The sequence below is a fragment of the Corynebacterium sp. HMSC076G08 genome, from assembly GCF_001811515.1.
GTDB lineage: Bacteria > Actinomycetota > Actinomycetes > Mycobacteriales > Mycobacteriaceae > Corynebacterium > Corynebacterium hiratae.
Genome location: NZ_KV805018.1, coordinates 1 through 12,859 on the forward strand (window position 1 = coordinate 1; position 12,859 = coordinate 12,859).

The following is a 12,859-nucleotide window of genomic DNA, read 5'->3' on the forward strand; positions in this document are numbered from 1 at the left end:
CACCACACCGCTACCATTTCAGTCTTCTGAACAATGTATCGCCAAGCAAGGCCACTCCATGTTTCTCACCCTCATGGGGTAGATAGTGTTTCAAACTCTGGCCAAAGCTCGGGTTAGGGCACTATTACAATCCATGGAATTGTTATTGATCTACCTCGCAGTGGTGTTTGGCTGCGGCCTCGTTGCGTGGGCGGTGCGATTGCCGCCTCTCATCGGGTTTCTCGTCGCTGGCTTCGCGCTCAATGCCGGGGGTATCGAGCACGTTGAAGCGTTAGATCTTTTCGCCGACATCGGTGTCACGCTGATGCTTTTTGCAATCGGGTTGCGCCTCGATCTGAGGGCCTTGACCGACAAGGCTGTCTGGCTTACCGCCACCGCCCACGTGCTCGTGATGACCCTCCTCGGCATGGGTTTTATCACGGCTCTCGGCGCACTCGGCGCATTCGGTCCGACCAGTTTTTCGATAGCGGTCAACGTCGCCCTCGTGCTGAGTTTTTCCAGCACCATCGTGGTCGTCAAAATCTTGCAAGACCGCGGCGATGAACAAGCCCTCTACGGCAATATCTGCATCGGCGTCCTCATCATGCAGGACATCATCGCTGTCGTCTTCATGAGCATCCTGCGGGGAGAGCCGCCAAGCTTAGCGGCCGTGTTGCTTGTCCTCATCGTCCCGCTGCTAGCGCTGACTACTCGCCGCTGGTACAAGCTCGGGCACGGTGAGCTGGGCGCGCTCTTTGGCATCGTCATGGCGCTGCTGCCTGGTTATGCTCTCTTCGAGTGGGTCGGCCTCTCCGGAAGCCTCGGCGCGCTCATCATGGGCGTGGTGCTCTCCCGCTCCCCTGGCGCAGAACAGCTCAGCCATTCACTGTTTACCCTCAAAGAACTGCTGCTGGTTGGCTTTTTCGTCAACATCGGTTTCCTGGGCCTACCAACGTGGCACAACATCGTCGACGCCGGGTTGCTCCTGCTGCTTTTGCCCATCCAGGGCCTCGCTTACTGGGCAATCCTGTGGATGTTGGGACTGCGCAACCGCACTTCTGTCCTTGCTTCCCTGTTGCTGGCGAATTACTCTGAGTTCGCCCTTATCATTGCCGCTGTGGGAGTACAGGACGGCTGGCTCAACCAGCGCTGGCTGCTGTCACTCGTGCTCGCTGTTTCGTTGAGCTTTGTCATCTCGGCAATCCTCAACCCACAAAACGTCTCGCGAGCTACACACCTAGCCAAGCGACTGCCGGCCCGCCCACCGCACAAGATTCACCCGGAGGATCGCCCCATCGAGCTTGGCGACGCCCATGCGCTCGTCCTCGGCGTAGGACGGCTCGGCCTTTCCTGTTACAAGGAGCTCGTCGACGTCTACGGCGCCAATGTTTTGGGAGTGGAACACGATCCAGCACGAGTTCGCCATCTCCAAGAGAGTGGCTACAACGTCGTGGAGGGCGATGCAACAGATATCGACTTCTGGGAGCGCGTCAAGGACAGCCACCAGATCGATATGATTATGCTCGCCATGCCGGCCCAGCACGCGAACGTAGACGCCGTCAAGGAAATCTACGCTTCCCGCATCAATACCGAAGAATGCACCATCAGTTCGGTGGCCATGTACCGTGAAGACGTCGAGGACCTGCAGGAGCTCGGGCTCAGTGTCGTTGTGCACTTGCAGGACGGTGCCGGCGAATCCCTAGCGGAGCGAACTTTTACGGAGAATCAGCTACGGCACTTGCGCAACGAGGGCGAGCTTTAGAAAACGTCCTCCGCGGCATCCAGCCCGCTCCCTGCTGAGACCGGCTCCTGTGTCCGGACTCAGCGTCCAATGGGTGCTTAGCTGTTAGCACGCCACGGGATCCCCTCCTTGGGCAGGTAGCCCAAAAGGTAGAGGTAATCCATCGCGCCCAGAATAGAAACGACGAGACCGCCACCGAGGATAGCTGCGAGGAATGTGTAGCCAGCCATGGAGGAGGAATCGACGTCCTTTCCGTCTTGACCGTCTTTGCCATCCTTCCCGTCAGCGCCGTCGCGGCCATTTAGACCGTTAAGACCGTCGCGCCCGTCCTGGCCATCGACGCCATCGCGGCCGGGTGCGCCCGGTGCACCGTTGGCACCGTCGCGGCCATCCTTGCCGTCGATACCATCCTTACCGTCTTTTCCATCGCGGCCTGGTTCACCGTCCTTACCGTCTTTGCCGTCCTGAGCCTCAGCACCGTCGGTGGTAGAAGTCGAGGGTTCGGTCGTCGTAGGCGTCTCAGACTCCGATTCCTCGGGCTCGGTGGTCTCAGAAGGGCTCGGCGTTACTGAGCTAGACGGCTCAGAAGACGCGGGGGATTCTGAAGGCTCAGTGGTATTAGACGTCGAAGGAGAAGCGGGCTTGTCGTTGCTTACCTTCTTGCCATTGAGCATATCCGCACACTTCTGGCCTGCCGGTGCGTTAATCTCCGCGAGCGCAGAAGCGGAAGCCGAAATGCCTGAGAGCGTAGACTCGATCTCCTTTTTCTGGGTCTCGCTCAATTTCAAATCCTTGGCCGCGCTGGCACCTGGGAAAAGACCTGCGATGGTGACAGCGGCATTGAAGATCTTCAGAACGGTGGCCACACCGGTGCCAAAAGCACCGTCAGCAAACTTGATGAGGCCAGAAACGGTCTTCTTGGCGGCATCTGGATTCTTTAAGTCCACCTCTGCATCAGCGTTATCAATCTTGGCGATGGCCATGCCTTGCGCGCGTGCGAGATCCCAGGTGACGTCCTTGTTTGCCTCACCATCACGAACAAGTTTGGCAATTCCCTCCCACGAGCTTGCGCCAATCTTCTTGATGAAGTCAGAAGGCACAAGTTCACCGACGACTGGGATTACTTCCCACACCGTCTGGAGCAGCTTGTTTCCACCGTCGTAGAAAGCCCGTGCAAGGTCCAGCTTGCGCTCGAGAATCTCGCCTTCTTTGCCTGGGGCATCGGTGATCTCACACACCAATTTGCCGTTCTTCTCTACGACCTTGATAGTCGCGTCAGCCGTCGATGCCTCGGCGGTTTCCAGCTCATCGAGTGTCGTTGGCTTGCCGTTTTCCGCGCCGTAGAAGCCAAAGTCGTTGTCTCGGGATTCACGCTCCAACTCCTCAATGGTGTTGTCGCCAGCGTTGTTTGAATCGATCAGGTTGCCGTCTTCGTCGAAGGCGGTGCCATTGACGTCGACAGTGTCAGCGCCGGACTGTTCGTGGACAAAAGACGTATCGCTCGGCTCCTCAACGGCGAAGGTCTGCGGGGCGACAATAACGGAAGAAAAGGTTGCTACGGCCACTGCGGTGGCAACGATGCGAGAGTGTAGGGAACGCATGCGAAGTCTTTCTTGCAAGTCGATGAGCACACACTTAACACAGTGAGCTAAGTGCTTAAGGTTTGGACGTGGTCACCATACAACCGTCGAAATATATTTTCTACATTTGAGTAACTATTCGTTACCCCCGTTTGGAAACCCCCAGTTCAGCATCAGTGCAGTTCACAGCGTCAACATCGTTGACAATACGATTATATTACCCCCATCACCAACGGGTAACTTGCGATAGACGCCGAGTTTAGCCGCCGACACCCCAGCCCTCCCCAGGTGCCAATAGAACGAACTTCCCGCTTTCACATTAAGAAAGCGGGTAGAGAAACGGCGACAATGACGCGCCAAGAGGCAATCCTCAGTTACGTTGCTGCATTAGTCAGTCGTTCCACTAAGACTGCGCATGATGCCACCAAATTCAATGTCCATATAGTGGGTGAGAATCTCGAAAATATAGTCAGAATCAAACCCACGCAAGGGACCCTTGGTACTCAGCATGGCTAGACCATGAGCGCCCGCCCACACGGAAATTACCAAGGTGAAAAGAACCCACGGAGTGCGCGGCCCGTCAACTTCATCGATTGCCTCACGCATGAGAGACATAATGAAGCCAAAAGCCCGCCCGAATTCGCTAAAGTCACGTTGAAGCTCAACCGCTTTGTTCGCGTTCGGCAAGAAGTCGTCCTCGAAGGACATCGGAACAATCGGCCCAGACGCGATCTTGATGAGAGCTTCAAAGCCCTTCGGATCAGCCAGCGCATGCGAGACGTAGCCGTACCCGGTGGCCTTAATCTTGGACATTACTTTAGCGTCTTCCGGAAGCGCAGCTACCTGCCGGAAAATGAACTCATAGTTGACCTTGTCCAAATACCGCTCAAGGAAGCTGGCCAGCTCTTGATCGCTTTCAATCAGGTGCTCAGCTTCCTGCACACTAAGGCCCGCCCGCTTCGCAGCACCACCGATATGAAGACCGGTAACGCCGTGGTCAAGCGCCTCCTCAATAGCACCACGCAGCAACGCCGTACGCTGTTCATCCTCGGTTCCCCGTGGGTAATCCTTGGCCTTTGCTATCAACGCCTCCGGCTGCTCTCCCACCAAGCCATAAGGAATAGTGCGCTCGACGCGCTCTCCCCTAAAGAATGGGTAGAGGCCGACGCTCAGGGTGTCCATAACAGCGCCGAATGTCTGTTTTTTCGCTGCCGGCGACAGGTAACGCAGGATTCCTTCAGCTGCCAGTTGCGTCACGCCGTGTAGGTGGGAAAAAATCGACAGCGCCGACAACAAAGTCCCATCAACATCGGGATCCACTCCGCCAGATTCCTTGATAGCCTCCTCGGTCAACTCAAAAAGAATCTGCATGATAGGACATTTTTCGACATCCCCATCAGGATTAACAAAGTCCTCTGCGGTAACGCCTACCCGAGGAGTAGCGTGAACCGCAGAAAATGCCGCAAAGGCAGAAGGATCCTCCACTGCGAAGGAGAAATACGCCAGCGCCGTGGCGCGAAGCTTATCCACGGCCGTCGCATTCTCAGGCAAACGCTGGAGATGCAGATCAACGAGTGAGGTAAGCGCCTCGTTCAGGGTGCGCTTGGTTTCCTTTACAAGCTCAGCTTCAGAGGCAAAGAGCTCTTGGGCTTCCGCTAGCGGAACATCCACTTGATCGGCCACCTCCCGGAGGCGCACCTCATCAATGCCCGCTTTGGCAATAACCCGACCGGCCTGCTCAATAAGGAGCTGGCGCGAGGGTTGGTTACCTTGTTCCACACCTACTGAAGTAATCACAGAATTCAGCTTACCTAGGAAACAATCACTTTTAGGCCCATAAACAAAGGATAGGAATATACACAGGTTTTCTTAAGCTTTCGCCCGCACTGCAAGACAATCCACCCCCGTCACCCCAAATTCAAAGTATACGTTGCTGTAAAACTTATACAGTCCCGCCCGCTATGCGGACGGGACACCTGAGCGTTCAGGCTACGTGTCACACAACGCCAGAACCTTGATGTGGTTCGGAACCAAGCGCGACAATCGCTTTACTTCTGCTCATCCCCCTGGGGAGCCTCAGCGCCCTGGTTGCCAATGCGCTCATCGAGCTGGTCGCGAGCGGAGTCAATCTTATCCGCCTTGTCCTCACCCAGCTTGCCCTTAGCAAAATCTGCACCCTTATCCAGTGCGCTATCCGAAATCTGCTCGCCCTTATCGGAGTTCAGAGCATCCTTTGCCTTGTCAAAAATACCCATTACTTTGTTCCTTCCTTAAGTAAATACTGCCCTAACAGTGGTGACCCTCACGGCTCGAATGTGCCGAATACTGCGTAATGCCGGCAACAGTGGGAGACGTTAGCCGGCTCCCCGCGCAACAAGCACGTGCACTACGGTCGCCACATTCAAGCTGAGCGCCATCACGTCACCCCACCGTACCGACGAGCCGTACTCTTCGCCACAAACGTTATAAATCGTTATACATCTAGAGCACGAGTTAAAGGAAGGCTTTCACACACTGAGAGTTCTCAGAATCGTTCTTAAAGTCTACCCCCTCCGGTTACCCCTTTTCGTTCAACAACTTGGCGCGTGCCGCCACTCTCTCATTTGTGAACCCTTGTACTCTGGGCCACAATTCACATGTGCTCATTCTTGCCGCGTCGCGCGGCACATGCTGTACAACGTCATTGACCGCTCACTTACCTTTAAAGATCGAAGTCGAAACCTCGGCGCACCACAATGCCTTCCTTTCATTCTCATTCCGCACACCAATTTGCCGCTCAGCTCTCTGAAGAGCTGCCTTCCTCTGAGCTACACACTCCTTCAGTCCCCCAAGGCGGATCAGTCTTTGGCCTTGTGTGGCCGGGTAAGGAGGCGGCTGCGGCGCAGGCCACGAACAAGGCCACTCGCACAAGAACACTGATGAGCGGTCCTCATTCGGCCCCCAACAGCGTGACGGTGGCGGATAATCTCGACGCCTTGAAGGATTTCATTGCACAGGGGATGCGAGCGGACATCATCTACATTGATCCGCCCTATAACACCGGCAAAGATTTTGTCTACCGCGATAATTTCCGCCAACGCCGAGAAATGCGCTCAGAGCACTTTGGGCAGTGGCATGCCGACTGGCTTTCTATGATGTTGCCACGCTTGATCCTGGCTCGTGAGGTGCTCGCCGATACCGGCTTTATCATCGTGTCTATCGGTGAGTCAGAAAGCGCTCACCTGCGCCTACTACTCAACGAGGTTTTCGGTGAGGACTGCTTCGCCGGGCAATTCATTTGGAAGAAGGGCGGGACAGGCAAGAATGATTCCAAATATGCGGTTCTCGAGCACGAGTACATCCTTTGTTATGCCAAGTCACCGTCAAATGCCGGATTCAACCTGGACTTGGAAGCGCACACTTCAACCCGCTATAACCACAGCGATGAGAAAGGGAATTATTCACTCGTGCGGTTGGATTCTAAGACCTTGGGATACTTACCAAGCCTCGACTTTCCCATCGTTGGCCCCAATGGCCACGAATATTGGCCGCACCAGCCGGAGGGCAAGTCGGGCGTCGCGCGGTGGCGTTGGGGTAAAGACAAGGTCGCTGAGCATTATGAGGAGCTGGTCTTTCGGCGCGGCTTTGTCTACACCAAGAACTACGAAAAGAAGGGTGCGCGTCCCCGTTCCATTCTCGATGGGGAACGTTTTGGGGTCACTCGAACAGGCCGTCGTGACGCCGAAGAAGCACTTGGTGTCACGGGAGTCTTCGACTTCCCCAAACCTGTGCGCCTCATCAAGCATCTACTGTCCATCACCGGCGGCACGGACGCGGTAGTCCTTGATTTCTTTGCAGGCTCAGGAACCACTGCCCAAGCCGTCGTTGAGCTCAACCGCGAGGATAACGGTCAACGCTCATTCCACTTGGTCCAAATACCCCACCCCACCGAGCCGTCTAGTGCCGCGCGCCACGCGGGTTTTGAAACGGTCGCGGATATCTGTCTAGCGCGGGTTCGCTCCCTCGATACTCCTTGTGCGCATTTCACCTTGAGGTGATAGCCCGGCTCTAGGCCACATTATGCTCTTCTGTGCCTTCGGGCCTGCCAGGGATTCCGAAGAAATCTAGCACCGCATCGGTGGCGAAGCCTTCTCCCACCTCAATTTTCGTAGAGTTGTTACCACCCGGCCACACGTGCGATCCCCCCTCAATGCGGATGTGCTGAAGCGGAGCCTGGCACCCGGTCCACGTCTCTCTGGTCGCACCGTTTGTGAGGCGTACCGACTCGACGTCGCCGCGGCACTTGTTGCGTTTCTGATGCTGCCCGAGCACCTCTGCAACGGAAGAATAAGCCGTGCCATGACGCACACCGCCTTCATAGTTGACCACGGGATCCTTAGTTCCGTGAATGTCCAAACGGCCTACCGGTCGATCAGAACAGTCCGTATGGATTCCTTCGTAGTATGCAGCTGACACGGTAGCTACTGAACGAAAAGTCCCTGGCATCCGGCACGCCAAGAAGGCCGCAAACCCTCCGCCATTAGACAATCCAGCCGCGAAAATGGCATTGTCGTCCACCTCATAAGTGGCCCGCAGGCTATCCACAATTGTGCGCACAAAGTCGAGGTCTTCTTCCGCGCTCGTCACTGCGTAAGGTGCTGGGGCCCACGCCGCCTTCTCCCCAGCAGGGTAAGCCACGATGGCATCAGCAGCATCAAACTGGCTGTACTTCTCCATATTTTCAGGCGAATCCGTATACCCGTGGAAAGAAAGCAGCACCGGCCACGCGCGCTCCGGGGTGTAATTCTCAGGCACGTGAAGTAGGAAACTGCGCCCAGAGGCTAGCTTCATCTTCTTTGTGTGCCCCGGCTCAGGGCCGACGAGCATGGGCGCTACCGGGATACCGAGATCATTTGTCCATGCTGCTTCAGGTGTCGGGGATGTCGGGGCTTCCTGGGATGTTCCACACGACGCCAACGCTAGCGCGCAGACAGCGCTGGCCGCTAGACCGACGAGCGTGTGCACTGGGCGCGGCCATGCTGTAGACGTTTTACCCATTGTTCCCCCTCAACACTCTCACTTCTGCGCGCCAATAAATCCTCGTCCACCTTAAAACATCGCACCGACATCTACGAACCCGCAGCGCCACGGTAAGTTTGGAAGCATCATGTGCTCTTCGCCTTCCGAACCATCTGTTTCCTCCAGCGCCTCTCCCGCTCACCCTCTGCCCGAGCACTACCCCAGCTACCGTCGGGCTTCGGGGAAGGAGGCGCCCAGCTTCGGCACTGCCCAACGACGCAGGCATTCCGCGCAAGCTTTTAGCGAAGGCGCGGAGACCTACCATGACGTGCGCCCTGGTTACCCACGCGAAGTGTCGCAGCTCATCGCTTCTGCACACACAGTTCTCGATGTTGGTGCAGGAACCGGCAAGCTCACTGAATCCCTGACCAATTCCGTCGTCTATGCCAGCGATCCATCCCCCGACATGACGCGTGTCCTGCGCCGGCTCGGAGTGCCGTGCTGGCGCGCCACCGCCGAGAACACAGCGCTCGCCAGCTCCTCCCTTGATGCCCTCACCTGCGCGCAAACCTGGCATTGGGTCGACGTCGACCAGGCATGTGCAGAATTCGACCGAATCCTTCGGCCGGGTGGCAAGGTCCTTTTGGTATGGAACACCCTTGACGTCAATGCAGACCCGTGGATCCTGCGTCTTTCCCGCATCATGCACTCCGGTGATGTCCACCGTCCCGGCTTTTACCCATCCTTTACCGCGCCGTGGACACTGCGTGAGGAGCTGCGCCTTACGTGGGAACACGAGCTCGCCCCTGAGGACCTGCATGAGCTAATGCATACTCGCTCGTATTGGCTTCGCAATGGGGAAAAAATCCACGAGCGCATGACCTACAACCTCAATTGGTACCTCTATGAGCACATGGGTTTTAAGCCCGGCCAGGTCCTGCGTATTCCGTACCGAACTGATGCTTTCGTGCTGGCGCGCTCAAGTGAGTAGCCACCTCCGTCAACCATGACAACTGTCATCCCGGATTCGTGACACCCTGTCTACGCTGCGAAAACCTTCGCGCCATAGCGTGAAGGTATGAGCACGACACGTACCACCCCACCAGCAATCGACGTCACCGGTGTAAGCAAGACCTTCAACGCCTCCTCCCGCAACCCTGTGCGCGCGCTTCACGACGTCTCTTTTAGCATTCAGCAAGGTGAAATCGTCGGCCTCTTAGGCACCAATGGCGCCGGCAAGACCACGCTGCTTGACCTCATCCTGGGACTGACCACCCCAACCTCAGGGTCTATTAGTGTGCTTGGCGCCTCTCCATCTCATGCCTCTAAAAGTGGGCGTATCGGTGCCGTCATGCAAACTGGCGGCTTATTACCGGAGATAACCGTGAAGGAAACCCTTGAGCTTCTCGGTGCCGCGTTTCCCGTCCACCGCCCCTATAAGGAGATCATCGAGCGCGCCAACTTGGGCTCTATCCTCTCGCGTCGGGTGGGCAAGTGCTCTGGCGGCGAGCAACAACGTCTGCGCTTCGGGCTGGCCTTGTTGGGAGATCCGGAAGTGCTGCTTCTCGACGAACCAACCGCAGGCATGGACGCCGGCGCCCGCCGTCATTTTTGGGAGGCCATGCACGAGGAGGCAAGCGCTGGGCGAACGATTCTTCTCACCACTCACTATCTCGAAGAGGCCGATACGTTTGCCCAACGCATCATCATGCTCAACAGGGGCGAGATTCAAGCTGATGGATCTACCGAGGAGATCCGCAATGCAAACGCCACCCGTACCATCCGTGCCAGCTTCCCCAACGGCATCCCGGACAACCTCGAGACCGAGTCTTTCCCAGGAGTGCTGTATCAAGAGCACACAGACACCGGTCTGTCCATCACGACCCGAGACTCTGATGCACTTGCTCGCTACTTACTCACCGAAACCACGGCCCGGGACATCACAATTTCTGGCCATAGCCTCGAAGACTCCTTTATGGAGCTCTCTAACGCTTCCCCCGACACGACTACCCCATAAGGAGACCCCACGATGAGCATCAACAATGCCGTAACTCCCACGCTCGGGACAACCCTCAACTACGCGGCCCACGACCTTAAACGTCTGCGCCGAGACCTGCCCACGCTCTTTTTCAGCATCGGCCTGCCAATCATTTTCTATATCCTCTTTGGCGCGATGCAAGAGTACGGCGACATCGAATTCAACGGTGGGAATGTCGCCGCACTGGTCATGATCGGCATGGCGCTCTATGCAGGAGCCACTGGCGCTGTGGGTGCAGCCGGATCTATGGTCGCAGAGAATCGCGCGGGTTGGGGCCGCCAACTAGCGTTGACTCCCCTTCGGTCTTCCCAGCTAGCCGTTGCCAACTTTCTCAACATCTCGGTTCGTGCCATCCTGCCCATTGCCGCTGTCTTCATTACCGGTGGGCTGACAAAGGCGTCCATGCAGCCGGACCAGTGGACGCTAGCTTTTCTCATAACTGTTGTCTGCGCCATTCCCTTCGGCTTCTACGGCATGGCCTGCGCTATGCTCATTCCCTCGGAAAACACCGTCTCCGTAGCGACCTCGACCATCGTCATACTTGCGTTTGCCGGGAACGTATTCATGCCGCTGAAGGAATCGCTGTTGGAGGTAGGTCGCTTCACCCCAATGTATGGCGCGCAAGCGCTTGCCCGTTGGCCTCTTTCTGAAGGCTCCCAGATGATCAATGGCGAACGCCTCTTCATTGAGGACCCGATCTGGTACGCATACGTTAATATCGCTGTATGGACGGTGGTGTTCGTCGGGCTATGCCTGCTTTTGCACAAGCGCGACAAGGAGCGAGCATGATGCGGAACTTCAGACCGCGTGACGCTGCTTTCGCCGCTGTCTGGCTCATCTTTCTCCTACCGGTGCTGCTGCAGATCCTCCTCCAGCCCAGCTATTCCACCGCCCAGCGAACCTGGGCGGTTATTATCACCGCGGTGTTTTGTGCTGCTTACCTTGTCTCTTTCGGTACGGTGCACGACTATCCACGTGGGTGGTCCCATAACCATCGAGTAGCTATCCGGTGGGTTATTCTCGCGCTGATCGCGCTTGCCGCCGTCCCTTCTCACGGCGCCTGGATTGTGGTCTTCGTGCCCTACCTCGGGGCCTTGGTAGCCTTCACTTTGCCTCTCAAAATCGCAGCCGTGATCATCACGGTCACTGGAATCCTAGCTAGTATCCCTGTCTGGTTGTTCGATCGCCCGCGCTTCGTTGACCTCGCAATCATTCTCTTCGGGTGGCCCCTCCTTATTTTGGCGCTCGGTGCCCTCTCCCAGCGCGAAGACACCGAGACAGCTTTACGCCACGACCTAGATCTGTCTCAGCAACGAGAGGACATTGCCTCCGATATCCACGATCTTCTTGGCCATACCCTGACGGCTATCAATCTCAAGGCCGAAGTGGCCCGCCGGCTCATCGACCGCGACCCTACCAAGGCCGCTGCCGAGCTCGAGGAGATTAGTTCGCTGTCTCGGTTATCCCTTGCCGAGGTCCGCTCCACTGTTACTCGCATGAAGAACCCCACCTTTGCTGGCGAAATTCAAGCCGCGCGGCGCATTCTGGAAACCGCCGGAATCCAAGCTCACCTTCCTGAGACTCTCACCCAGCCACGGGCTCATGAAGATCTGTTCTCGTGGGCACTGCGCGAGCTCACCACCAACGTTGTACGTCATTCGGGTGCCACGCAGTGCTGGGTGATTCTCACTGAAGATTCCCTCCAGGTCACGGACAACGGCAACGGATTCACGGAGGATGCCACGCAGGCGCTTGCCGACGGCCTCACGGGTCTTGCCGGCCTTCGCCACCGTGCAGAAGCTGTCGGTGGCGAGGTCATTACTCAGCGTGCCGAAGGTGTGACCACGGTCCTCCTCGCCTTGGACGGCCACCGGCTGATTCAACAGGTGCGATAGTTATGAGCGAACACATCCGCGTACTCATCGCCGAAGACCAATCCCTGGTCCGGGGCGCTCTCACCGCTTTGCTGAGTACCGAACCTGACATCGACGTCGTTGCCGAGTGTTCCACCGGAGCCGAGGTCGCCGCACTCGTTGCTGAGCATCAGGTAGACGTCGCTCTACTCGACATTGAGATGCCTGGAATGAACGGTATCGATGCCGCAAAGTCGATCGCCGGCACTCACTGCCGCAGCCTCATCGTCACCACGTTTGGCCGTCCCGGTTACGTCAAACGCGCCCTCAACGCGGGCGTCGATGGCTTCCTCGTCAAAGACACTCCCCCGGAGGAACTCGCCGATGCCATCCGCCGCGTCCACTCGGGTCTGCGTGTCATCGATCCGCAGCTTGCTCAGGACATACTCTTTACTCCCGACAACCCGCTGAGCGAACGGGAAGTCGAGGTGTGCCGCCTACTGGTTCGCGGCCTCGGCTCCGCCGATATCGCAGCACACCTCCATCTCAGTGGAGGTACGGTGCGCAACCACGTTTCGGCCATCATGACGAAAACACAGGCAAGTAACCGATTTGAGGCCGCGCGGCGCGCCGAGGCAAACGGCTGGATCTAGACGCTTGCGTGCTCTCA

Annotated in this window: 11 protein-coding genes; 7 read left to right on the forward strand and 4 right to left on the reverse strand. The window is 57.1% G+C overall.

The features are described 5' to 3' along the window. Nucleotides 1–133 precede the first annotated feature (133 nt). Nucleotides 134–1,741, forward strand: a complete 1,608-nt coding sequence (locus HMPREF2806_RS03470) for a cation:proton antiporter family protein (RefSeq protein ID WP_070516225.1) — start codon at nucleotides 134–136, stop codon at nucleotides 1,739–1,741. A gap of 77 nt (nucleotides 1,742–1,818) precedes the next feature. Here HMPREF2806_RS03470 and HMPREF2806_RS03475 read toward each other — a convergent pair whose 3' ends face one another. From HMPREF2806_RS03475 to HMPREF2806_RS03485, 3 genes are all read right to left on the reverse strand, one after another. After that, nucleotides 1,819–3,321, reverse strand: coding sequence for a collagen-like protein (locus HMPREF2806_RS03475; protein ID WP_070516227.1), 1,503 nt, complete (start codon nucleotides 3,319–3,321; stop codon nucleotides 1,819–1,821). A gap of 366 nt (nucleotides 3,322–3,687) precedes the next feature. Continuing rightward, nucleotides 3,688–5,097, reverse strand: a complete 1,410-nt coding sequence (locus HMPREF2806_RS03480) for a TetR/AcrR family transcriptional regulator (protein ID WP_070516229.1) — start codon at nucleotides 5,095–5,097, stop codon at nucleotides 3,688–3,690. A 251-nt stretch (nucleotides 5,098–5,348) separates the two neighbouring features. Beyond that, a complete protein-coding gene (locus HMPREF2806_RS03485) occupies nucleotides 5,349–5,555 on the reverse strand; it encodes an antitoxin (RefSeq protein ID WP_046649242.1) in 207 nt (68 codons plus the stop codon). A 663-nt stretch (nucleotides 5,556–6,218) separates the two neighbouring features. Between HMPREF2806_RS03485 and HMPREF2806_RS03490 the strand changes: the two genes are divergently transcribed. Further along, nucleotides 6,219–7,337 (forward strand): site-specific DNA-methyltransferase, encoded by a 1,119-nt coding sequence (locus HMPREF2806_RS03490; protein WP_232745245.1) that lies wholly within the window; start codon nucleotides 6,219–6,221, stop codon nucleotides 7,335–7,337. 10 nt (nucleotides 7,338–7,347) lie between these two features. On the opposite strand, the gene HMPREF2806_RS03495 is transcribed toward HMPREF2806_RS03490, so the two are convergent. Next, nucleotides 7,348–8,337, reverse strand: a complete 990-nt coding sequence (locus HMPREF2806_RS03495) for a CE1 family esterase (RefSeq protein WP_082254485.1) — start codon at nucleotides 8,335–8,337, stop codon at nucleotides 7,348–7,350. Nucleotides 8,338–8,446: 109 nt separating this feature from the next. On the opposite strand from HMPREF2806_RS03495, the gene HMPREF2806_RS03500 reads away from it, so the two are divergent. The 5 genes from HMPREF2806_RS03500 (at nucleotide 8,447) to HMPREF2806_RS03520 (ending at nucleotide 12,842) form a co-directional block, all read left to right on the forward strand. After that, nucleotides 8,447–9,289, forward strand: coding sequence for a class I SAM-dependent methyltransferase (locus HMPREF2806_RS03500; RefSeq protein ID WP_070510777.1), 843 nt, complete (start codon nucleotides 8,447–8,449; stop codon nucleotides 9,287–9,289). A gap of 87 nt (nucleotides 9,290–9,376) precedes the next feature. Beyond that, entirely contained in the window at nucleotides 9,377–10,315 is a 939-nt protein-coding gene (locus HMPREF2806_RS03505; RefSeq protein ID WP_158395541.1) for an ABC transporter ATP-binding protein, read from the forward strand. Nucleotides 10,316–10,327: 12 nt separating this feature from the next. After that, entirely contained in the window at nucleotides 10,328–11,125 is a 798-nt protein-coding gene (locus HMPREF2806_RS03510; protein ID WP_070516231.1) for an ABC transporter permease, read from the forward strand. Then, nucleotides 11,122–12,231, forward strand: a complete 1,110-nt coding sequence (locus HMPREF2806_RS03515) for a sensor histidine kinase (RefSeq protein WP_118779490.1) — start codon at nucleotides 11,122–11,124, stop codon at nucleotides 12,229–12,231. Before HMPREF2806_RS03510 ends, HMPREF2806_RS03515 begins: the two co-directional genes overlap by 4 nt. Nucleotides 12,232–12,233: 2 nt before the next feature. After that, nucleotides 12,234–12,842 carry a response regulator transcription factor gene (locus tag HMPREF2806_RS03520; RefSeq protein ID WP_070516234.1) on the forward strand — a complete coding sequence of 203 codons (609 nt, stop codon included), beginning with the start codon at nucleotides 12,234–12,236 and terminating at the stop codon, nucleotides 12,840–12,842. The last annotated feature ends 17 nt before the right edge of the window (nucleotides 12,843–12,859 follow it).

Excerpts from the sequence above, each read along its gene's own strand:
- HMPREF2806_RS03520 (WP_070516234.1), top strand. The coding sequence starts at position 12,234 with ATGAGCGAACACATCCGCGTACTCATCGCCGAAGACCAATCCCTGGTC.
- HMPREF2806_RS03515 (WP_118779490.1), top strand. The coding sequence starts at position 11,122 with ATGATGCGGAACTTCAGACCGCGTGACGCTGCTTTCGCCGCTGTCTGG.
- HMPREF2806_RS03490 (WP_232745245.1), top strand. The coding sequence starts at position 6,219 with ATGAGCGGTCCTCATTCGGCCCCCAACAGCGTGACGGTGGCGGATAAT.
- HMPREF2806_RS03485 (WP_046649242.1), bottom strand. The coding sequence starts at position 5,555 with ATGGGTATTTTTGACAAGGCAAAGGATGCTCTGAACTCCGATAAGGGC.
- HMPREF2806_RS03495 (WP_082254485.1), bottom strand. The coding sequence starts at position 8,337 with ATGGGTAAAACGTCTACAGCATGGCCGCGCCCAGTGCACACGCTCGTC.
- HMPREF2806_RS03505 (WP_158395541.1), top strand. The coding sequence starts at position 9,377 with ATGAGCACGACACGTACCACCCCACCAGCAATCGACGTCACCGGTGTA.
- HMPREF2806_RS03475 (WP_070516227.1), bottom strand. The coding sequence starts at position 3,321 with ATGCGTTCCCTACACTCTCGCATCGTTGCCACCGCAGTGGCCGTAGCA.
- HMPREF2806_RS03500 (WP_070510777.1), top strand. The coding sequence starts at position 8,447 with ATGTGCTCTTCGCCTTCCGAACCATCTGTTTCCTCCAGCGCCTCTCCC.
- HMPREF2806_RS03470 (WP_070516225.1), top strand. The coding sequence starts at position 134 with ATGGAATTGTTATTGATCTACCTCGCAGTGGTGTTTGGCTGCGGCCTC.
- HMPREF2806_RS03510 (WP_070516231.1), top strand. The coding sequence starts at position 10,328 with ATGAGCATCAACAATGCCGTAACTCCCACGCTCGGGACAACCCTCAAC.